The organism is Bacteroides intestinalis DSM 17393, from assembly GCF_000172175.1.
Taxonomy (GTDB): Bacteria; Bacteroidota; Bacteroidia; order Bacteroidales; family Bacteroidaceae; genus Bacteroides; species Bacteroides intestinalis.
This window is the reverse complement of sequence record NZ_ABJL02000008.1, coordinates 2,067,751-2,087,780: the sequence shown is the minus strand read 5'-3', so window position 1 is coordinate 2,087,780 and position 20,030 is coordinate 2,067,751. Positions and strand designations below refer to the sequence as shown.

Genomic DNA, 20,030 nt, shown 5'->3' with positions numbered 1-20,030 from the left:
TCGTTCCTTTGTTCCGTTAATTGTAAACAAATGGCAGAATGAAAAATGTATTTTACTTCTGGATATGTATGGCCGTGTGGCTGTTGTCAGCTTGTTCTTCTCAGAAAAAAGGAGATGGGGAAGATGTGCAGGTATTGATGAAAGACAGTGTGGATGCCAACGGTTTGCAACGTATGCAGGTGTCTGATAGTAAAATGAGTTTTACTTATAATGGTAAGGAGTATCACTCTCATGTGGTTCGTCGTCCGGATGACAGTTTGCCTGTTGTAACGAATGAACAGGGAGAAAAATTTGTAGATAACCGTATTACACTACGTATAACTTCCGGTGGTAAGTCTATTGTGAATAAAGAATTCACGAAAGAGAGTTTTGCTTCATTGGTGGATGCTAAATTCTTAAAACACTCTATTCTTGAAGGCTTGGTGTACGATAAAAACACATCCAAAGGCATGGTCTATGCAGCAAGCATCTGCTATCCGCAGTCCGATCTCTATATTCCATTATCAATAACTGTATCTGCTGATGGCAAGATTTCTATAGCGAAAGAAGAATTACTGGAAGAAGTGTACGAGACGGACAGTATTTGATAAGATATTCCAGAATGTTTCCCAATTTATGAGTTTCCTTTGCCGGTATGAAAATCCTGATTGTAGAAGACGAACCGGATTTGCGGGAAACAATCCGCATTTCCCTTTTGAAAGAACATTTCGTAGTGGAAACTGCTGCCGATTATTTTTCGGCGCTGGACAAAGTGAATGACTACGATTATGACTGCATCTTATTGGACATCATGTTGCCCGGTGGAAGTGGTCTGGATTTGTTGCGCGAACTTAAACGACTTCATCGTAGTGACAGTGTATTAATTATTTCTGCAAAAGATTCCTTGGATGACAAAGTAGAAGGACTGGAATTGGGAGCTGATGATTATCTGACCAAACCTTTCCATCTGGCGGAACTGAATGCGCGGGTAAAATCTGTTATTCGTCGGAGGCAGGCGAAAGGGGATGTTTCCATTACGGTGGGGAATCTGTTGCTTTATCCTGATAAACGGCAAGTGGAGGTCGGGGGAGTGCCTTTGCAACTTAACCGGAAAGAATTCGATTTACTTTATTACTTTATAGTCAACCCAAATCGTGTAATTAATAAAATGAGCCTTGCAGAGTCTGTATGGGGCGATAATATCGATCAGGCAGATTCTTTGGACTTTATTTATTCTCAAGTGAAAAATCTCCGCCGGAAATTGAAACAAGCTGATGCTACCGTGGAACTGAAAGCGGTATATGGTTTTGGCTATAAACTTTCCGAGTCATGAAACTTCTCCATTATACCTACCGAAAGCTCTCGTTACTGCTACTTCTGCTGATGGCTGCATGGGGTGTGTTGTTTTATTATGCCATTATTGATGAAGTGATGGATGAAACGGATGATACGCTTGAAAACTATAGTGAGATATTGATTAATAATGCCTTGATGGACCCGTCTGTTCTTGAAACAGAGGGGACGCTGATGTCTTTTTATAAATTCCGGCCTATATCCGAAGAAGAGGCGGAAGACTACGACGAAAAGTACTATGACTCTACCGTCTATATCGAAAGCGAAGATGAGGATGAACCGGTGCGGGTACTTAAAACAGTTTTCCGCATGCCGGACGGACAGTATTATGAATTGGAGCTGATGATTTCCATTCTGGAACGTGATGATATGGTAGAGGCCATTCTTTGGTATCTGGGAGCACTGTTTTTACTTTTTCTGATTTGTACGTCTATAGGTACACGCCTGATATTGCAAAGTGTGTTCCGCCCGCTGCAGCGCCTGCTGGACTGGTTACAACAAATTCAACCGGGGAAAGAGCTTCCGGTGCTGGATAATCCTACGAAGATACGGGAGTTCCAACAGTTGGGAGAGGCAGCTGTGGATATGGGAAATCGTAGTTATAAAGCTTATGAAGAACAGAAGCAGTTTATAGAAAATGCTTCGCATGAGTTGCAGACACCACTTGCCATTGTGCGCGGCAAGGTCGAATTACTTGCAGAGAATGAGTCGATGACCGAGCAACAGTTGAAAGAACTGGATGAAATATACGCTACATTGGGTAGGGCAGTCAGATTGAATAAGTCTTTATTGTTGTTGTCCCGCATTGAGAATGGGCAGTATACCGAAACGGAAGATGTATCTGTAGATGAAGTTTTAGATGAACTATTGCCCGATTTAATGGATATATATGAAGGGAAAAAGATACATCTGGTACGTATAAAGGGAGAAGAACCTTTCGTGATCCGGTGTAACTTGTCTCTGACACAGATTTTGGTTTCCAATTTGGTGAAAAACTCCTTAGTACACAATCATGCGGGGGGAGAGTTGTATATTGAAACGACTCCTTCTTCATTGATTATTAAAAATAGTGGTGAACATCCATTGGATGGAGAAAAGCTATTCCGGCGTTTCTATCGCAGTATCGACGGAAAAAAAGATTCTACAGGTTTGGGGCTTGCCATTGCCCGTTCTATTGCTATTTCTGCTTCTCTCAGTCTGACTTATAAGTGGCAGGAAGGAATGCATCTGTTTTTGCTTGTTAAAGAATCTGAAAAGAAAAGCTAAAGGCGAATATTCCCAAATCTTTCCCGATTCGCCATCGTTATTTGCAGTGTGAATAAAAACAAGAAATAAATTAGTAACACTTAAAAGAATAACGATTATGAAAAAGATTTTATCTATTCTCGTATTGGCTATCGTGGCCGTTCAGTTCGCTTTTGCAGGTGATGTGATTACCAAAGACGCAAAGGAGCTCCCTTTGAATGCGCGTAACTTTATCAATCAGTATTTCAGTAAACCGCAGATCTCATACATCAAGATAGATAGTGAATTCTTATCTAAGAAGTATGAAGTGACTTTGACTGACCGTACAGAGATTGATTTCGACAAGAAAGGTAACTGGACGGAAGTAGATTGCAAGAAAGGTGCTGTACCTGCCGCCCTTATCCCTGTTTCTATCAAGGATTACGTGAAAAAGAATTTCCCAAATGAAATTATCACCAAGATAGAACGTAAAGGTACAGGTATAGAAGTAGAACTTGCCAATGATTTCTCATTGAAATTTAATAAAAAAGGACAATTCGTCAGTATGGATGATTAATGGAGGGGAAAAGATGAAGACAAGATTTTTAATGTTAGCGATGATGATGTGTATGACTGCTGTTACGTTTAGTGCATGCAGTGACGACGATGATGATGATAAAAGCATTAATGTTCCTGAGTCTGTGGTACAAGCCCTGAAACAGAAGTATCCGAGTGCGACAGGAATAGAATGGGAACAAAAAGGAACTTATTTTGTGGCTGATTGCTGGTTGGATGGAAAAGAATCAAATATATGGTTTGATCCCAATGCCAATTGGCTGATGACGGAATCGGAAATATTCTGGAATGATCTTCCTGAAGCTGTACAGACTGCATTTGGTAGCGGAGAGTATGCAAACTGGGTACAAGATGATTATTATTTCCTGCTGTATCCATTGCAGCCCATGCAATATGTGATTGAGGTAAAACAAGGAAATCAGAAGTATCAGTTATTCTACTCGGAAGATGGAGGACTGATGAATACGGTGAATGTGACAGGGAAGGATGATACGATTTATCCACCGAAAGTGTGAGAAGGAGATGTGTCAAAACTAAGGCACATCTCCTTTTTTTATATTTAAATGTTTTTTTCTCTATGCGACTCTTTTTTCACTAATTTGGTAATACGCGGCTATATTCCTCGTATATTGCGTCATAATTGTTCTGATAAGAATACATATAATGCGTGCAGTCCCTCCCTTTCCTGCTTTTAGTAGTTTAGCGCACATTTTTTTGATATTAAAAGCTATAGCAAAGAAAGCAAAGTCCATCGTAACCTTGTCTTCTCCTTTATGTCTGAACCGGCGGTATGCCATGTTGTATTTCATTTGTCCAAACACAGCTTCCGGTTCTATACACCTCCTGCCTCTATGCTTGATACCTTCCTCTGAGAGCAATATTTCCCGTGCCTGCCGTTTGTATTGGTTTAACCGGTGATTGACTTCTATAATACGATTTCCCTGGGCTTTAAAGCAACTGCCACGCAAAGGACAACCCTCGCAATTTTGTGCTTTATAACGTGCACTTTCGGTGATGTATCCGCTTGCAGTTTTGTCACGTCTGGTCCCTATACGGTTCATGCGCTGCCCCATAGGGCAAACGTAATAATCCTCTTCTGTATTGTAATGGAGACTTTCCGCATGGAACGGATTGGGAGTATAACGGGGACGCTGTTCTTTATGGAAGAAGTTATACTTGACAAAGGCTTCTATCCCGTTCTCCTGCATGAACCGGTAATTTTCTTCTGAGCCGTAACCGGAGTCTGCCACCCCGACAGCGGGTAAGCGGTTATAGCGATGTTGGAAGGAGTGGAAGAAAGGAATGAGCGTCAGTGTATCGGTAGGGTTGGGAAACAGTCGGAAGTCTATGAGAAATTGTTTTTCAGTACCTATTTGCAAATTATATCCGGGCTTGGTCTGCCCGTTCTTCATGGCGTCTTCTTTCATACGCATGAATGTGGCATCAGGATCAGTCTTGGAATAGGAATTACGTTCTCCAAGAGTGTCAAGATGATTGTCGTATTCCATCAGCTTGTCACGATACCCTTCAAGTTCCTTGAGCTGTTTCTTCTTTTCGCGCAGGGCTTTCTTTTGTTCCTTATCCTTTGTCGCAGGCTGGTGTTCTAGGACTTCTTTAAGTTCATCCACTATGTCAGAGAGCATGGCGGGAGTGAATTGGGCGGGTGTGTCTTTTACGGAGTTTTCTTGTGCAATGGCTTCGTCCACCTGTTCCAGAAGGATACGAATCTTGTCCAGCAACTTCGTGCGGTGCTTTTCAACACTCTTGCGCCAGACAAAAGTATATTTGTTGGCTTTGGATTCAATCTTAGTGCCGTCGATATACTCCACCTCAAGACTGATGAAACCTTTGTCGGCAAGGACAAGAACTAACTGGGTGAATACATTATTTATCTCCTCCTTTACACGGTTACGAAAACGATTGATGGTGATAAAATCCGGATGCTCATTACCGGCAAGCCAGATATAATGAATGTCACGCAAGAGAAGCTTCTCTATTTTACGGCACGAATAGATATTATTCATGTAGGCGTAGATAATTACCTTAAGCATCATTTTAGGATGATAAGGACAGCGGCCGGTTTCTTTATAAAGTTTATTGAAACCTTCAAGATCGAGAGTATCAACAACTGTGTTAACTATGCGAACCGGGTCGTTCGACGCAATGTTTTCATCAATTCTTTGAGGAAAAAGAACGGTTTGGTTGGGAATGTAAGGACGAAAATGTAACTTTGCCATAACGAAATACTTTATGCCTAAAGATACAAAAACTTTGGGGAATAGCAAAGCCCGGGCTTGCGAAAGTCTGGGCTTTGTGCATAAAAAAGGTTGTGCCAGAGTTTTGACACAACCTCTAATTTAGCGCATAGCACTAAATTATCATTCTCCCATTGGCCGATAATCCTTGGCCAATCCGCCTTCACTGGTTTCTTTGTAGAGTGATGGCAAATCGTTTCCGGTCTCTTTCATTACTTCTACAACTTTGTCGAAGGATACACGATGCATGCCATCAGTAAAAGAAGAATAAAGGTTGGCGTCCAGTGCGCGGGCGGCAGCATATGCATTGCGTTCAATGCAAGGAATTTGAACTAATCCGCATACCGGGTCGCAAGTCATGCCGAGGTGATGTTCCAGACCCATTTCGGCTGCATACTCTATTTGTGCAGGACTACCACCAAATAATTGGTTGGCAGCAGCTGAGGCCATTGCACAGGCTACGCCTACTTCTCCCTGACATCCTACTTCTGCTCCTGAAATGGATGCATTGGTCTTTACGATATTTCCTACAAGACCGGCTGTGGCAAGCGCACGAAGGATTCGGGTATCACTGAAATCACGGCTTTTAGCAAGATGATATAATACTGCCGGCATCACACCGCAAGAACCACAAGTAGGGGCGGTAACTATTGTTCCTCCTGAGGCGTTCTCTTCACTTACGGCAAGGGCATAGGAAAATACCAATCCGCGAGATTGCAAAGACTGCTTGTATCCGCTGGCACGTATATAATAAGTAGAGGCTTTGCGGCGTAAGTTCAATGGACCGGGCAGTACACCTTCTTGCTCCAATCCGCGGCGAACGGCTGCTTGCATGGTTTTCCAGACTTCTTGCAGGTAATCCCATATATCTTCTTCCTCACACTCCTTGACGTATTCCCAGTAACTTCTTCCGGTCTTTTCGCACCATTGTAGAATCTCCATCATGTGATTCATATCATAGATATCCGGGGTGTTGACAGATGATGCACCATCATTTTCTTCAGCCAGCGCACCACCGCCTACACTGAATACTGTCCATGCATCAGTCTCTTTTCCCGAAGCATCCAATGAAACGAATTTCATGCCATTGGGATGGAAAGGTAGAAATATTTTGGGTTCCCAAATAATTTCTACCGGAGCGGCTGGCTGCAGGGTATCGGTAATGGCTATGTTAGTCATGTGTCCCTTTCCTGTGGCAGCAAGGCTACCGTATAAGGTCACTTTAAATGAGGAAGCTTCCGGATGTTTTTCCAGAAAGATCTCAGCAGCTTTGCGGGGCCCCATTGTATGGCTGCTTGATGGCCCTGTACCGATACGGTAGAGTTCTTTGATTGATTTCATAATTATTTTATTTATAGGTCAACGACTGTGATTCCTGCACCACCAAACTGTACATGTTCGTCGGCAAAATGCTTGATGCCGGGAACTGTTTGCAGGTATTGCCGGATAAGGGTACGCAAGATACCTGTACCTGTTCCGTGAAGGATACGTACACGTGACATACCTACAAGGATGGCATCATCAATAAAGTAGGTTACTGCCTGTAGAGCTTCGTCACCACGCATGCCGCGTACATCAATGTCTTGCTTGAAGTTCAATTTCTTTTCGTACATGCTGTCTTGGGTTTGATTGCTGACAAAGGTACTCTTAGTAGAGTTGTCCACCTTTTGTGGGGCGGAATTAGTGCGCTCCAATCGTTCCAGCTTAACAGTGGTTTTGATACTGCCAAAAGCAATAATGGCATTTTTGCCATTTACTTCCAATACTTCGCCCACCGAGCTTTGACCTTTTATCTTTACCATAGCTCCCGGGGCAATGCTTGCTAGGCGTTCAGCTTCCTGTTTGGCTTTTTGGGCAGCCAGCTCCTGAGCTGAAAGAGTGTTGTTTGTATCTTTATTCTTCTTTTCTTTTTTCCGGTTCTGCTTTTCCTGCAATTTTTGCATTTTGAGTGCTATCTTCTCCTCTTGTTCTTTAGAGGCAAGAGCTTCCATCGATTCACGGAACTTGGTCAGTTCCTGACGTGCCTGGCGGGTTTTCTCTTTTTCAGCCTGTGCTTCCTTAATGGTGCGGATGGTGTTTTCAATCCGTGCATTGGCTTCCTGTACCAGCTGTTCTGCTTCTTCTTTAGCTTTACGGATAATCTCTTTGCGAGATTTCTGCAGGTCTTCCATTTCTGCCTGATAGCGGGAGATGGTATCTTCCATGTGTTTTTCACGCTGGCGGATAGTCTGACGTTTGCCTTCCCAGTATCGTTTATCGCGTACAATATCTTGCAGATACTTATCGGCATTAATATATTCGCTACCCACAATTTCGGATGCATCTGCAATCACATCTTCCGGAAGACCGATCTTTCGGGCTATCTCTACGGCAAATGAACTTCCGGGATTACCTATCTGAAGTTGGAAAAGTGCCTGCATCAGGTGGCGGTCGTACAACATGGCTCCATTCACTACTCCTTCATGGTCTTCGGCAAAGTGCTTCAGATTTTGGTAGTGAGTAGTAATAACACCGAACGTCAGCTTTTGGTTGAAACGTTTCAGTACGGCTTCGGCGATGGCGCCACCGATTTGTGGCTCGGTTCCACCACCAAATTCATCTATAAGGATGAGACTGCGTTCATTGCAATTCTTCATCATTATCTTCATGTTGGTGAGATGTGAAGAGTAAGTACTCAGATCATCTTCAATGGACTGTTCGTCGCCTATATCGATGAATATACTGCTGAAGATACCGGCATGGCTACGTTCGTGCATAGGAACGAGCATACCACATTGCAACATATATTGCAACAATCCCACTGTCTTGAGGCAAACAGACTTACCACCCGCATTGGGACCGGATATAATAAGGATACGCTGCTTTTCAGTCAATTCAATATCGAGCGGAACTACTTTCTTTCCGTGTTTGGCAAGGGAAAGTTGCAGCAATGGGTGTACAGCCATAGTCCAATCCAGTAACTGCGTATTTTCCAATGCAGGTTTTATACCTGATATTTGTAGGGAAAACAAGCTCTTGGCACGGATAAAGTCTATCTCTGCAAGGAATTCATATGATTGCAATACATCGGGAATGGAAGGGCGCAACAGGTTAGAGAATTCTACCAGGATACGGATAATTTCCCTACGCTCATCTCCTTCCAGTTCGCGGATACGGTTATTGGCCTCTACTACTTCGGCAGGTTCTATAAATACGGTTTTTCCGCTTGCTGATTCGTCATGTACGATACCTTTAATCTTTCGTTTTAATCCCGGAGCAACCGGAATTACCAGACGGCCATCGCGCATGGTCGGGGTAACGTCTTTATCTACTACACCTTCAGACTGGGCATTGCGTAAGATGCTGTTCAGAGAACGGGATATGCTGTTCATGGTGTTCGCCAGTTCACGACGAATACGTGCCAGTTCGGAAGAAGCATTATCTTTTATCTTTCCATAAGGTGAAAGTATATTGTTTATCTTCTGAATCAGCTGCGGAAATGCCAATATATCCTTGGCGAGGTTCCGGAGACAAGGGTAGGGGGAGTCTTCTCCTTCTATGTCATCCTTTTCTAAAAAACGCACGATGTCCCGTATCGTTTCCAACGAACGGCGCAAGTCGAAAAGTTCCTGCTCATCCAGGTACATTCCTTCTATGCGTATTCGTTTCAGTGACGGACGGACGTCGAAAAAATATTGTGCGGGGAAGTTATCTTCCTCCTGTATGATGCGTACGAACTCTGTAACGAGGTTCAGGCGTTCCTCCACTTCTTCAAAATGGTCGGAGAACGTCATATCGGCTACGCGTTCGGCGCCTAATGTGCTGAGGCATTTTTCGCTCAACAACTGGCGTATTTGGTCGAAACCTATTTTAGGTTCAAAGTTCTGTGGATATATCATGTTGCAAAAGTACGATTAATTCGTGAAAAAAATGGCAGGAAGTTTGTAGATTTAAAAATGATTTGTACCTTTGCACCGCTTTAAACGAAAAGCCTTCCTTATAAGGGAGTTTTGGAGAGGTGGCAGAGTGGTCGATTGCGGCGGTCTTGAAAACCGTTGTACTGAAAGGTACCCGGGGTTCGAATCCCTGTCTCTCCGCTGAACTAACCGGACAAAACCGGACAGAAAGCAGACAAGTCCCACAAATTCAACGATTTGTGGGACTTTTTTTATCCCCTTATGTCTGCCCTACCGGACATCATTTAGCCCCTAAAAGACAAAGTTAGTAACCTAATTCGTACCCCCGACAACCGAAAGTCTAAAAGGGGTACACTTAGTCCGAAATTGGCGAACTTCTGTCGCTATTTGGCGAGCCTGTATAAACTTCACTTTGAGCTAATTAACGTAGTTTTGTAACTAAAAAAAGTGAGTTTATGAAAAGTACATTCAACGTTCTTTTCTTTGTAAAAAAGGACAAGCAAAAAATCAATGGCAGTTACCCTATTTTCGTCCGCATCACAGTGGATGGTGTGGCAAGCCGTTTTAATTCCAAAGTGGATGTTCAACCCAAAATTTGGGATGGCAAGGCAGGCAAAGCCGCCGGACGTTCTGCGGAAGCTACCCGCATCAACCGATTGCTGGATGATATAAACGCATCCCTTAATACCATCTACCACGAACTACAACGGCGTGACAATTATGTTACCGCCGAAAAGGTGAAGAATGAGTTTTTAGGTCATAGCGAGAACCACGACACCATCCTTAACCTTTTCCAAAAGCACAATGATGATGTGAAACAGTTGGTCGGCATATCCAAAACGATTGCCACTTATCGTAAATATGAAGTGACCCGCCGCCATCTTGCAGAGTTCATCCAAAGCAAATATAACCTGTCGGATATTTCTATAAAGGAAATAACTCCGATGTTCATTACCGACTTTGAGTTATATTTGCGTACCACCTGCAAATGTGGCTTTAATACGACCGCCAAGTTTATGCAGTTCTTCAAACGCATTATCCTGATAGCCCGTAATAATGGCATCCTGATAGGTGACCCGTTCGCCAATTATAAAATGCGTTTGGAAAAAGTAGATAGGGGATATTTAACAGAGGATGAAATAAAAATCATCCTCAAAAAGAAAATGGTTTCCGAACGGTTGGAACAGGTGCGTGATGTTTTTATCTTTTCCTGTTTCAGTGGTTTGGCTTATGTGGATGTAGCAAACTTAAGAGAAGATAATATCCGCAAATCCTTTGACGGTAATTTGTGGATAATTACCAAACGTCAGAAAACGAATATAGACGTGAATGTCCCCTTGCTGGACATTCCTAAAATGATACTGGAAAAGTACAAAGGTAAATTGCCGAACGGTAAGGTACTTCCTATTATCAGCAATCAAAAACTTAATGCGTATTTGAAAGAAATAGCGGATGTATGCGGAATTAAAAAGAACTTGACATTTCACCTTGCGAGGCATACTTTTGCCACGACAACCACGCTTGCAAAGGGTGTTCCTATTGAAACCGTTAGTAAGATGTTGGGACACACCAATATAGAAACGACACAGATATACGCCCGCATTACCAATAATAAAATCAGTAACGATATGCAGGGGCTTGACAAGAAGTTTGTCGGCATTGAAAAAATCTATAAAGAAGCATCTATAAAATAGGTATATAGGGAAACTTATCACAAATTGTGATAAGTCCCTTTATGCTTTATTACTCACCATTAAATAATAACATTATGGACTTACAAATCATCCAAAGCAAGATTTATGAAATCAGAGGTTGCCGGGTTATGCTCGATAGTGACCTTGCGGCACTTTATCAGGTGGAAACAAAAGCGTTGAAACAGGCTGTGAAACGTAATATAGAACGTTTCCCGGAAGATTTTATGTTTGAACTGACAAAGGAAGAAGTCGAATGTTTAAGGTCACAAATTGTGACCTTAAAGAATAATCCCGATGAAACGGAAGAAGAAACCAGTTCAAAACGCGGTAAGCATACTAAATATTTACCCTATGTTTTCACGCAAGAGGGAGTAGCCGCCCTGTCCGGTGTACTGCGCAGCCCTATTGCCATACAGGTGAATATTTCTATCATGCGGGCATTTGTAGCCTTGCGTCAAATGATTACAGGTTATCAGGAGTTACTAAAGCGCATTGAAGAACTGGAAGAAAGTACGGATGCACAATTCAGCGAGGTTTATCAAGCACTTACCCAGCTACTAAGCAAGCCTGAACCGAAGCCACGCAAACCGATAGGATATAGAACCTATGACGAATAACGTTTAAAGGTATTCGGTTGTCTAAGGGGTGTCACCTGTGATACCCCTTTTCAGTTCCTTAAAGTAATGTATCTCAGTCACAAATTTTAGCAAAGTTACAGCCCGGCAGGGACAAATACCAAATCCGAGCCGTTCCGGTTTTCTAAAAAATCTCCACACCTACGGGTTGTATTTTTTTGAAAAGATATGGTTGAAGTCCCCGCCAAACTGTGGGTGTCCGGCAAAATTTCTTATTGTTTAATTTAAAATTCAAGCGTTATGAAAACAATCGAATTTACCATGCCGGAAATCACTATCTCTTATAAGGACAATGTAAAAGCATCCGAAAGAATAAAAATCTTCTCTTCTGAAACGTCCTACTCTTACCTGAAACCGTTCTATGTAGAATGTATGGAACACCACGAAGAAAGCCATGTAATGTTTCTCAATCGGGCTAACAAGGCTTTAGGTGTTTCCCTTATCTCTAAAGGCGGCATGGCTGAAACAGTAATGGACGTGAAAATCATCCTGCAAACAGCCTTAAAAGTCCATGCTTCGGGGATTATCCTCTCACATAACCACCCATCAGGCAACCTGCGTCCGAGTGAACCGGACAAACAAATCACCTCAAAAATAAAAGAAGCCTGCAAGGTATTGGATTTACACCTGTTAGACCATATCATCCTGACAGAAGAAAGCTATTACAGTTTTGCAGATGAGGGGCTTTTATAAGCCCTTTTTTTGTTACTGGCAACAAAAACACAATATCCTACTTTTAAAATAAAACCATTTTTCCAGTTTCTCCTATTGTAAATCTTTCTCTTAGGCAGTCCCCAGCCGGAGCAGTCATTATCGTATCACATAGGCAAAGGTATTTCCGTGTTCTTAACGTCTTTGCAAGGTCAAGCCCTAAAGGGTTTAAACAAAAATCTTCCTGTTGTACTTCGTCCAAAGAGTATTTTTCTTTAAAATCTTGCAAAGCCTAAACACTACCCTTTAAAGCCTATATGAAACGAAAACGACCGTCCCGACCGGAAACGCATAAAAAAAGTCAGATTTACGAGAAACAGGAAAAAAGGTTATGAAACTTTGGCTCCCTTACCTCTCAAATCCGCATAAATTTTAAAAGACACAGAATTATGGAAGCAGTAACATTATCAGAAGCAAGAGTTTATGTAGGTACTTACAACAAGTATAATAGCGGTTCACTTTTCGGCAAATGGTTAGACCTGTCCGACTATTCAGATAAGGACGAGTTTTTGGAAGCGTGCCGGGAACTGCACAAGGACGACCAAGACCCGGAATTTATGTTTCAGGATTACGAGAATATCCCGGAAGCGTTCATTTCTGAAAGCTGGTTATTTGAAAAGTTCTTTGAAGTGCGGGACGCTATCGAGAAATTAAGCGAAACCCAGCAGGAAGCGTTTTTCGTATGGTGCGACCATCATAGCCACGATATAAGCGAAGAAGATGTAGAATACCTTATTTCCTCTTTTGAAGATGATTATCAGGGAGAATATAAGGACGAGGAAGATTACGCCTATGAAATCGTAGAGCAATGTTACGAACTGCCGGAGTTCGCAAAGACCTACTTTGATTATTCGGCTTTTGCCCGTGACCTGTTTATGACTGATTACTGGATGGAAGACGGTTTTGTTTTCCGTTGCGCCTGATTACTAACCGGGTGGAGCAATTCACCCGCAACACATTAAGACAATGAAAGTATATAATAAGATAAAGACCGTTTTAAGATGAGTAATACTGGCTTTTATCATCTATCAGGCAGCCACCAGCACCACCGGAATGTGGATAGTTTTAATCATAGGCTTTTATATAGTCTGGTTCTTTCTCCGGCTGTTTATCTCCGCCGTTTACCTGTTTTTGTATGGCGTTAATTTTCGTTGTGCTGCTTTCGCTTTTAGTTATCTGATAACTCATTTAAAATTATAACGATATGGAAACTTTAAACAAAAACGGGGTAAGCATTACCCAAACACTGGGAGAAGAAAAATACGTAAAATACTATATAGTACAATCAGAAGTCAATTCTTTATCCAACATGATACCCACTATATAAGCAGTAAACTCTTTTCTATAGTGAATATATTTAAAACTTACAGTCAGAAAGGGAACAAATGGATAAAATGTCAAGAGTAGTCCTCTCATTACAGACGAACATCCAACCAAACTGAGTAGGGTTTGTTTCTTGTTTAACGAATAATTCGAAACGGCAAAAGAACGACCTTTATCTCAATTAGATGGCGGTAGTGATATTAAAATATAATATAGAAAATATATTAAACAACGGGTATTTTAATGATAAAACTGTTATCAGAATACTCATAGCCCTTATAAGTAACTATTTCATCTCCAGCAATAACGTGAATCTCAGACTTATTTAATTCTATCAGTCGTTTTACCCTATACATACCTATTCCATCTCCAGCTTTTGATGTTTTTTTTGCATTTATCCCAGAATACCCTTCGTTAAACATTTGTTTTATATCATCTGGATAGAGGTGTAGACTATTCATCTTAAACTCAATAGTATGGAACTTATCATCGTTGCTTAATAAAACTTTTAGAATGGTTTGAGGTTTGATATATTTGGCTGCGTTCTCAACTATATGATATAATGCAACTTGTATTGACTCGAAATCAATAACTGCTTTCTCGTAATATTCATCAACATCCACTCTGACAGAAATAGATGTGAAATCTCCAAAAAACATATGTAGCACAATCATTATTACATCTCTTAATTTATAAGATCGTGGTGATAGTTTCGGGTTGTCTTTTAATAATTTTTCATACACGGAAAATTCAGCTTTCATACTTCCGTTATATTTTGCAATTCTTAGAAAAGTCAGTGCTGCGTCTTTATTTTTTTTCTTTATAGCATCTTTTACTATATCAACTGTTTGATTTATATTTTGTGTAAATTTGTCTTGAGGTATAAAATTATACAACTCCTGTATACAATGAGCATTTATGCTTTTTAAGTTATGAACGACCCTTCTTACTCGTTGCAGTTCATTTTGAGAAATTTCTTGAGCTACTTCATTTCTGAGCGTTAATAAATCGGGAATATGAGAGGCTATAACATTTAAATTATCTTTAAAGTTTTTAGTCGTTTTACTATTGTCACTACAAGCATATAATTCTCCACTATTATTTCCCATAAATCCAATTCTTTTATTAACTGTATCTATTGGGCAACAAATTTGGGCATATCCATTATTTGTTTTGTTGCGAATACACTCAATGCATTGATCGTCAAGTGAAGATGTTAAAATATCTCCTTTTTTAGATATTATTCTTTTATTCATTATAAATCTCTGCTGCAAAATTTTCTACTAAAGAAATAAATTCATATGGTTCGGCATTTTTTGCTAAACAATCATCAACTTTGCGTAATGCTTTATCAAATCGATCCCCTGTTGTTTCTGCTGAGTAAATAACAATTTTTTTAGTTGGGTATTTGTCTTTCAAAGCACTTGCTAAACCTATACCCTGACTTTCAAATAAGTTTTTTCCTACACCATTTATATCCACAAATATAATATCTGATTTATATACGTCACTATCGTCCAAATCGATAATATCTTTTTTGGAAAAAGTATTCTTCCACCCAGCTTTTTTAAGAATATTTACCATATTAAATTTTTCATCATCTATAAATAATATGACTGCTAAATCTTTTGGCGTTTTTTTAGGATATACATTATGATTCACCTTATGCATTTCTGCTTTTGCTGCTGCTACTGATGCATTTGTATGATTGCTAATATTTATATTATTTACAATCTTATTTTCTTGGTTGGCAATTTTACTAGACTCATATTCTCGTTTAAACAACTTCCCGATAAGCGGAACTAGACATGCAACACCTATTCCACTAAATATCCATTCCATATTAGTCTTAAAAAAAGTAATGATGTTCTCCATAAATTGATTTTAAATTTATTCTATACATTAACCGCAAAGTTAACAAAAAAAATGTATCTATTGTGGTTTGATGTAAGAAAACAGCCTTTGCAATCGAAAAATCACATAAGGCTGTTTGTATCATGCTTTAAAAATTTATATTCTATTTCTTAACTATAGCGTTCGATATAAATCAGAACGTTCATTGCTTCAAGAACCATCTAAGTTATATTTAGTGCGAGAAAATTATATTTCCATTAATCCACCTCATTTTATGACATCTTCCTTACTGTTATCATTATTAAATGAAAACGTAAGCTGCTGTAACTGCCCGAAGCTATCCTGAAAATACACATCTACCGTCTGTTGGTCGGTGGATGCAGAGGTATAGTAAAGCCGGAATGTTTCACCTGGAAGCGGGTACAGGTCATTCGGCAGTAAAACCGTCCCATCGGACATTTTCAGCGTTCCTGCCCCGTCCGGTTGGAAATAACGGATGAAATACTTTGTTTCCTCATAGCGTCCATCCCGGTGAAGCTGACACCTGATTTCGGCGGTTTCACCCACCTTTAATTTCTTCGGTACTGGCATCGTTTCAATACTGAACGGGTAAGACTGCTGTATATCCACATCGTCATTACACGCACCCACAAATAAGATGGCGGCCATTACATAGCAGCCTATCAAAATACGGCTTAAAATCTTTCTCATATATATTATATATAATAGGTTAGTTTATCACATTATTATCTTTAGACCGATACCGAACTGTGTGTGGAACTTACCAACGGAAGAACCGAACAGGCATCTTTCCCGTGCGTTAATCAGGAATACTACCCGGTCAGTAATATAACTCTCCAGTTCCAGTGTCAGCGCACCACCATAGACAAAACCGTCCTTATCGGTTAGGGTAGAGCCATCGGGTAGCAATTTATCGCCCCAGTTGCTTGTTTCATACCCGGCAAGTGCGGACAATCCCAGCGAAAGAAAAAAGGTTTTCTTCCGGTCGGAAAGGAAATTTAGATAGTAACCGCCCTCACCTGTAAACTGGCTGACTGGTATTTGCAAATCCTTGTAGGGGTAATGCTTTTCGAGGTATTCCCCGCCGATAACCCACCTGTTCCCGTTTTTGGTATAGGTACTCATGGCAGCCCCGAAGTAATAAGCGAAATCACTTTTACTGTTCCAGTGAACACCGTCCGCCATGCCGCCCGTGACCTGCAAGCCTTTCATTCCCGGCAGACATCCTTGTGCGTGTGCCTGGTTAAAAGTCAGGCACAGCACAAAAAGGGATATAATACAGCATATCCTTTTCATGTTCATTTGATTTTAAGTTCGTTAATCACTTTGGCAGCCACTATATCCGAATTTTCCACCCGGATAGTTTGGTGTCTACCACCGTTCTTTTCCACCAGTTCAATAACCAATATCTTATCGTCAGGGATAGTGAACTGTGGAACGGTGTACACGGTGCGGACGGTACTCTTGCCATCGATAACCAGTATTTCGTTATAGCTCCGCACCGGGTCAATAACCGTTTCCTGAATAGCTGTCCTTTTGGCTACTTTCTTATCTACAATTTTGAAACGGATAAAATCGGTATCAAATGGAACATTTGAATTGTTCTTTGTTTGTGTGTGAATGTAAAAAAGCCCGTTATGTGAATAAATGCCTTTCACCAAGAACTGCACCCCAAAACGCTTGCATCCCAAATGCTTTATTTCCCGGTCATTGTTCTTGTAGATGGACTGCATAATCAGCTTTACCAAAAGCGGGCTTTCGTTACCTAATTCCCGGAAATAGATATTCATCCGGGTATGGCTGAAATCCGTTGTGTCCTCATTTTCCAAGAAATCTTTCATTTCAATGTTGAGCATTTCCGGTTCATGTGCGTACTTCGCATTGAAAGAATAAAAACTGCCATCCTCACAGATAACGGAGAAATTGGTTTCCCCGGGAAAGCCCTCTGTCGTAGCCTTAACCCTGACAACATTTTCCGCCCCGTCCGCTTTTCCGGCAATGATGTAGTTACTCCCTAAATCCACGTACTTCACGGCAGACGGGAAAATAATGTGTACCGTTTTTGCAAACGTCACCTGTACACCGTAAGGTGTCACCATTTGGCGGTAAGGCAGTTTCTTTGTAATGCCCTGATACAAATCGTTACTTTGTGCTTTCACTGAAACCACTCCCAAAACAAGAGCGAATAAAATCATTAACTTTTTCATTTGGATTGAAATTTTTGTGGTTGATAAATAAATTACTGTTGTTTGGCGTAAAGCATCACCTGATAGTTTGCTTTCAGGTGTACTTTTACCGTTCTGAACTTCTTAGTGAGGTATTGCGAACCGCCCTGCATCAAGCCCCTTGTAATATCCATTGCGACCTGCTGCCCGGCACTTTGCGCAAAGGAAATACTCGTACCCAGTCCCGCACCGATATTCGCCATCGCTTCTTTTGCCGCTTCCTGTTCCAGTGACGAGGGGACGGAAAGCCCCTTCTGCCCGTCACTGTCGTAAACGGCAAGTTCCACCGGAATGATATTACCCGCATATTCAAGCGAGGACACCAATATGTCGAGCCGTTCCCCCTGCACTTTGGCACTTCCTGAAACAAGGCTGTTTTTGGGGACAATCACATTACCCGCCTGTAACGGTTCTAACAACCGGAGCTTGACGGTCTGCCCGTCCATAAGTGTTTGGTCGTTATGCACACACGCCCGGATAGTGTTCTTTCCCATCGAATAGCTGTTGCCGACCGCCGTGTTAAATCCGTAATTGCGTGGCTTGCTGTATTCGGTAATAAATTCGCTGTTGCTCATAGGTTGCTGCAATCCTGAAACCGTCCTGTCCGATACCGCCTTTACAGAAGTGGTACTTCCTTTTTCCTGAATGGGTGCGGTAGGTATCACTTGCGCTACTTGTTCCTGCTGTCCGCCGTTCATATACTTTGCCGCCAGTTCGTATGACTTTTCCATAAGAGCCACCTGTTCATCCATGCTGCTCGCACCGTTTTCTTTCGCATTGAGCCGGGCAGTGAGTTCTTCCACCTGACGTTTCAGTTCCTCTTTTTCCTTGTCCTCTTTCGGCGTTTCGTAGAAACTGCCTAACTGACGGTTCATATCCCGGTAAGCTGCCGCCGAAGACTGGATAGAGGAACGGCTATTGTTCGGCGCACCCGCCCCGAAGTCAATCACGGCGTTTTTCGGCTTTTCCGCCGGAGCATCATCTATCAGGGTCAAATCTTCCCCGTTCCCGTTTTCCTCTCCGAGCGAAAAGGCAAAATCCTGTAAGGAGCGCATCTTGTCCGCCTGTTTGTTCTCCATCTGTTCCTGTTCGTAGGCTGCCTTTTTATCGCTGATTATCCCGTCCCCTTTGGGTTGCGGAATGTCGGCGTTAAAGCCGCCCACGCTTTCTACCTTTGTTTCGTCCTTTTCGGACGGTGCAAAAATCAGGTACATAGCCCCCAAGAAAACCAGTCCCATAAGCGGGTAAACCAGCATCTTCTTTCGCTGCTGTATCTGCTGTGAGGTCAGTTCCTTTTTTCCCTTTTCTTCTTTTTTCCTGTCCGTTTCCGGTACGGGAACTTCATTCTTCACTTCTTTTTCTTCCATTGTCTGACTGATTAAAAATGTTCGTACTGTCTTTACTTTGAAGTTGTAGCTGCCTAATATGTTCTATCCGTATGGTTTCGCCATCCTCTTTGCCTATCCGGTAAATGGATGATACCGTAAAGTAGATGGATAGCCCGCCGAAGAACAGGAGCATAAGCAGGATTACCGCCAGCCTTATTTCCGGTGTCATGCGCCCGCACAGGTGGCGGAGTTTTTCATCCGCCCAGTCCTGTACATGGGTAATCGCCTGATTAACCGGAGAGAGTATTTTCCGTATCATGGCTTACCGCTTTATCGTGTTCAAGTCCTTGTTTTCCGTTATCTCGAAACTTTCCATGATAAAGCCGTGCGGGTTATTGTCACTTCTAACGGCATTTAATAACCGGCAACGGGTGACAAGGCTTCTTTCCGTCACGCTGCTTTCACGGATAATCATTTGCCGGGCATAGGTAGCCACCGCATACGGGTACACATCGAAATTGCAAGAAACACTGTCTATCCGTATGGTCTGGCTGATGTTACCGGAGATTATACGGTTATAATATCCCTTTTCCGAGAGGTCACGGTAATAATTGAATGCGCTCTTGTCAGCGAGGAACAGCGACCGTTTGATATTGCTTTCGATAGCGTTCTTATCCGGTGACAACGTGAAAAAGAGTTCGTGAAAACGCTTCACGTGTTCCCTTGCTTCGACCGGACGGTTTTGCGAGAGGTCTTGCGAAAGCGCAAGCATCAACGACTTACCGCCGTCCAGCACATAAATCTTCTGCCGTTGCGCTTCGGCAAACGTGTAGGAGTTCCAAACGGCATAACCTGTTATCAGGGTACACATAACGACAAACACGATACCGAAAAGACGTATCTGTCTGAAACTGGTTTCAATGTTCTTTAAACTTTTAAATTCCATCTTGATTTTT

At 41.8% G+C, this 20,030-nt stretch carries 21 protein-coding genes and 1 tRNA gene; 11 read left to right on the top strand and 11 right to left on the bottom strand.

Annotated elements, in window-relative coordinates; translation table 11 throughout:
• The first annotated feature begins 38 nt into the window (after positions 1 to 38).
• From BACINT_RS17845 to BACINT_RS17825, 5 genes are all read left to right on the top strand, one after another.
• Positions 39 to 587 carry a DUF4738 domain-containing protein gene (locus BACINT_RS17845; RefSeq protein ID WP_007665571.1) on the top strand — a complete coding sequence of 183 codons (549 nt, stop codon included), beginning with the start codon at positions 39 to 41 and terminating at the stop codon, positions 585 to 587.
• Between the two features lie 47 nt (positions 588 to 634).
• Positions 635 to 1,312 carry a response regulator transcription factor gene (locus BACINT_RS17840; RefSeq protein WP_007665570.1) on the top strand — a complete coding sequence of 226 codons (678 nt, stop codon included), beginning with the start codon at positions 635 to 637 and terminating at the stop codon, positions 1,310 to 1,312.
• Positions 1,309 to 2,598 (top strand): sensor histidine kinase, encoded by a 1,290-nt coding sequence (locus tag BACINT_RS17835; protein ID WP_007665569.1) that lies wholly within the window; start codon positions 1,309 to 1,311, stop codon positions 2,596 to 2,598. Before BACINT_RS17840 ends, BACINT_RS17835 begins: the two co-directional genes overlap by 4 nt.
• Positions 2,599 to 2,695: 97 nt before the next feature.
• Positions 2,696 to 3,133, top strand: a complete 438-nt coding sequence (locus BACINT_RS17830) for a PepSY-like domain-containing protein (protein ID WP_007665568.1) — start codon at positions 2,696 to 2,698, stop codon at positions 3,131 to 3,133.
• A gap of 13 nt (positions 3,134 to 3,146) precedes the next feature.
• Complete coding sequence (locus tag BACINT_RS17825) at positions 3,147 to 3,647, top strand: PepSY-like domain-containing protein (RefSeq protein WP_044155351.1); 501 nt, start codon at positions 3,147 to 3,149, stop codon at positions 3,645 to 3,647.
• Between the two features lie 60 nt (positions 3,648 to 3,707).
• On the opposite strand, the gene BACINT_RS17820 is transcribed toward BACINT_RS17825, so the two are convergent.
• The 3 genes from BACINT_RS17820 to BACINT_RS17810 all read right to left on the bottom strand — a co-directional run bounded on the left by BACINT_RS17820 (position 3,708) and on the right by BACINT_RS17810 (position 9,265).
• Positions 3,708 to 5,369, bottom strand: a complete 1,662-nt coding sequence (locus BACINT_RS17820; protein ID WP_007665566.1) for an IS1182 family transposase — start codon at positions 5,367 to 5,369, stop codon at positions 3,708 to 3,710.
• Positions 5,370 to 5,510: 141 nt separating this feature from the next.
• Positions 5,511 to 6,728: an L-serine ammonia-lyase gene (locus tag BACINT_RS17815; RefSeq protein WP_021967632.1), complete on the bottom strand. Its 1,218-nt coding sequence runs from the start codon at positions 6,726 to 6,728 to the stop codon at positions 5,511 to 5,513.
• 11 nt (positions 6,729 to 6,739) lie between these two features.
• The gene (locus tag BACINT_RS17810; protein WP_007665564.1) at positions 6,740 to 9,265 is read right to left on the bottom strand and encodes an endonuclease MutS2; all 2,526 of its coding nucleotides are present in this window, start codon (positions 9,263 to 9,265) and stop codon (positions 6,740 to 6,742) included.
• Between the two features lie 113 nt (positions 9,266 to 9,378).
• On the opposite strand from BACINT_RS17810, the gene BACINT_RS17805 reads away from it, so the two are divergent.
• The 6 genes from BACINT_RS17805 (at position 9,379) to BACINT_RS24855 (ending at position 13,650) form a co-directional block, all read left to right on the top strand.
• Positions 9,379 to 9,463 (top strand) — tRNA-Ser (locus tag BACINT_RS17805).
• Between the two features lie 275 nt (positions 9,464 to 9,738).
• Positions 9,739 to 10,977: a site-specific integrase gene (locus tag BACINT_RS17800; protein ID WP_007665563.1), complete on the top strand. Its 1,239-nt coding sequence runs from the start codon at positions 9,739 to 9,741 to the stop codon at positions 10,975 to 10,977.
• A 74-nt stretch (positions 10,978 to 11,051) separates the two neighbouring features.
• Positions 11,052 to 11,594: an ORF6N domain-containing protein gene (locus BACINT_RS17795; RefSeq protein ID WP_007665562.1), complete on the top strand. Its 543-nt coding sequence runs from the start codon at positions 11,052 to 11,054 to the stop codon at positions 11,592 to 11,594.
• A gap of 258 nt (positions 11,595 to 11,852) precedes the next feature.
• Complete coding sequence (locus BACINT_RS17790; RefSeq protein ID WP_007665561.1) at positions 11,853 to 12,305, top strand: JAB domain-containing protein; 453 nt, start codon at positions 11,853 to 11,855, stop codon at positions 12,303 to 12,305.
• Between the two features lie 407 nt (positions 12,306 to 12,712).
• Positions 12,713 to 13,246, top strand: a complete 534-nt coding sequence (locus BACINT_RS17785; protein WP_007665560.1) for an antirestriction protein ArdA — start codon at positions 12,713 to 12,715, stop codon at positions 13,244 to 13,246.
• A 281-nt stretch (positions 13,247 to 13,527) separates the two neighbouring features.
• Positions 13,528 to 13,650 (top strand): DUF3873 family protein, encoded by a 123-nt coding sequence (locus BACINT_RS24855; protein WP_007665558.1) that lies wholly within the window; start codon positions 13,528 to 13,530, stop codon positions 13,648 to 13,650.
• Between the two features lie 220 nt (positions 13,651 to 13,870).
• Here BACINT_RS24855 and BACINT_RS17780 read toward each other — a convergent pair whose 3' ends face one another.
• From BACINT_RS17780 to traK, 8 genes are all read right to left on the bottom strand, one after another.
• Entirely contained in the window at positions 13,871 to 14,902 is a 1,032-nt protein-coding gene (locus BACINT_RS17780) for an ATP-binding protein (RefSeq protein WP_007665556.1), read from the bottom strand.
• Positions 14,895 to 15,521, bottom strand: a complete 627-nt coding sequence (locus tag BACINT_RS17775) for a response regulator (protein WP_007665555.1) — start codon at positions 15,519 to 15,521, stop codon at positions 14,895 to 14,897. The genes BACINT_RS17780 and BACINT_RS17775 overlap by 8 nt, the downstream gene beginning before the upstream one ends.
• A 246-nt stretch (positions 15,522 to 15,767) precedes the next feature.
• Positions 15,768 to 16,211: a DUF3872 domain-containing protein gene (locus tag BACINT_RS17770; protein ID WP_394330158.1), complete on the bottom strand. Its 444-nt coding sequence runs from the start codon at positions 16,209 to 16,211 to the stop codon at positions 15,768 to 15,770.
• A gap of 27 nt (positions 16,212 to 16,238) precedes the next feature.
• Positions 16,239 to 16,817: a conjugal transfer protein TraO gene (locus BACINT_RS17765; RefSeq protein WP_044155348.1), complete on the bottom strand. Its 579-nt coding sequence runs from the start codon at positions 16,815 to 16,817 to the stop codon at positions 16,239 to 16,241.
• 2 nt (positions 16,818 to 16,819) lie between these two features.
• Positions 16,820 to 17,728 carry a conjugative transposon protein TraN gene (gene traN / locus BACINT_RS17760; protein ID WP_007665552.1) on the bottom strand — a complete coding sequence of 303 codons (909 nt, stop codon included), beginning with the start codon at positions 17,726 to 17,728 and terminating at the stop codon, positions 16,820 to 16,822.
• Between the two features lie 32 nt (positions 17,729 to 17,760).
• Positions 17,761 to 19,113 carry a conjugative transposon protein TraM gene (traM, locus tag BACINT_RS17755; protein ID WP_007665551.1) on the bottom strand — a complete coding sequence of 451 codons (1,353 nt, stop codon included), beginning with the start codon at positions 19,111 to 19,113 and terminating at the stop codon, positions 17,761 to 17,763.
• The gene (locus tag BACINT_RS17750) at positions 19,088 to 19,393 is read right to left on the bottom strand and encodes a TraL conjugative transposon family protein (RefSeq protein WP_007665549.1); all 306 of its coding nucleotides are present in this window, start codon (positions 19,391 to 19,393) and stop codon (positions 19,088 to 19,090) included. The genes traM and BACINT_RS17750 overlap by 26 nt, the downstream gene beginning before the upstream one ends.
• A gap of 3 nt (positions 19,394 to 19,396) precedes the next feature.
• Positions 19,397 to 20,020 carry a conjugative transposon protein TraK gene (traK, locus tag BACINT_RS17745; RefSeq protein ID WP_007665547.1) on the bottom strand — a complete coding sequence of 208 codons (624 nt, stop codon included), beginning with the start codon at positions 20,018 to 20,020 and terminating at the stop codon, positions 19,397 to 19,399.
• Positions 20,021 to 20,030 lie beyond the last annotated feature (10 nt).

Excerpts from the sequence above, each read along its gene's own strand:
- BACINT_RS17825 (WP_044155351.1), top strand. The coding sequence starts at position 3,147 with ATGAAGACAAGATTTTTAATGTTAGCGATGATGATGTGTATGACTGCT.
- BACINT_RS24855 (WP_007665558.1), top strand. The coding sequence starts at position 13,528 with ATGGAAACTTTAAACAAAAACGGGGTAAGCATTACCCAAACACTGGGA.
- BACINT_RS17820 (WP_007665566.1), bottom strand. The coding sequence starts at position 5,369 with ATGGCAAAGTTACATTTTCGTCCTTACATTCCCAACCAAACCGTTCTT.
- BACINT_RS17840 (WP_007665570.1), top strand. The coding sequence starts at position 635 with ATGAAAATCCTGATTGTAGAAGACGAACCGGATTTGCGGGAAACAATC.
- traK (WP_007665547.1), bottom strand. The coding sequence starts at position 20,020 with ATGGAATTTAAAAGTTTAAAGAACATTGAAACCAGTTTCAGACAGATA.
- BACINT_RS17770 (WP_394330158.1), bottom strand. The coding sequence starts at position 16,211 with ATGAGAAAGATTTTAAGCCGTATTTTGATAGGCTGCTATGTAATGGCC.
- BACINT_RS17830 (WP_007665568.1), top strand. The coding sequence starts at position 2,696 with ATGAAAAAGATTTTATCTATTCTCGTATTGGCTATCGTGGCCGTTCAG.
- BACINT_RS17780 (WP_007665556.1), bottom strand. The coding sequence starts at position 14,902 with ATGAATAAAAGAATAATATCTAAAAAAGGAGATATTTTAACATCTTCA.
- BACINT_RS17785 (WP_007665560.1), top strand. The coding sequence starts at position 12,713 with ATGGAAGCAGTAACATTATCAGAAGCAAGAGTTTATGTAGGTACTTAC.
- BACINT_RS17775 (WP_007665555.1), bottom strand. The coding sequence starts at position 15,521 with ATGGAGAACATCATTACTTTTTTTAAGACTAATATGGAATGGATATTT.
- BACINT_RS17795 (WP_007665562.1), top strand. The coding sequence starts at position 11,052 with ATGGACTTACAAATCATCCAAAGCAAGATTTATGAAATCAGAGGTTGC.
- BACINT_RS17815 (WP_021967632.1), bottom strand. The coding sequence starts at position 6,728 with ATGAAATCAATCAAAGAACTCTACCGTATCGGTACAGGGCCATCAAGC.
- BACINT_RS17765 (WP_044155348.1), bottom strand. The coding sequence starts at position 16,817 with ATGAAAAGGATATGCTGTATTATATCCCTTTTTGTGCTGTGCCTGACT.
- BACINT_RS17845 (WP_007665571.1), top strand. The coding sequence starts at position 39 with ATGAAAAATGTATTTTACTTCTGGATATGTATGGCCGTGTGGCTGTTG.
- BACINT_RS17750 (WP_007665549.1), bottom strand. The coding sequence starts at position 19,393 with ATGATACGGAAAATACTCTCTCCGGTTAATCAGGCGATTACCCATGTA.
- BACINT_RS17800 (WP_007665563.1), top strand. The coding sequence starts at position 9,739 with ATGAAAAGTACATTCAACGTTCTTTTCTTTGTAAAAAAGGACAAGCAA.
- traM (WP_007665551.1), bottom strand. The coding sequence starts at position 19,113 with ATGGAAGAAAAAGAAGTGAAGAATGAAGTTCCCGTACCGGAAACGGAC.
- BACINT_RS17790 (WP_007665561.1), top strand. The coding sequence starts at position 11,853 with ATGAAAACAATCGAATTTACCATGCCGGAAATCACTATCTCTTATAAG.
- BACINT_RS17810 (WP_007665564.1), bottom strand. The coding sequence starts at position 9,265 with ATGATATATCCACAGAACTTTGAACCTAAAATAGGTTTCGACCAAATA.
- traN (WP_007665552.1), bottom strand. The coding sequence starts at position 17,728 with ATGAAAAAGTTAATGATTTTATTCGCTCTTGTTTTGGGAGTGGTTTCA.
- BACINT_RS17835 (WP_007665569.1), top strand. The coding sequence starts at position 1,309 with ATGAAACTTCTCCATTATACCTACCGAAAGCTCTCGTTACTGCTACTT.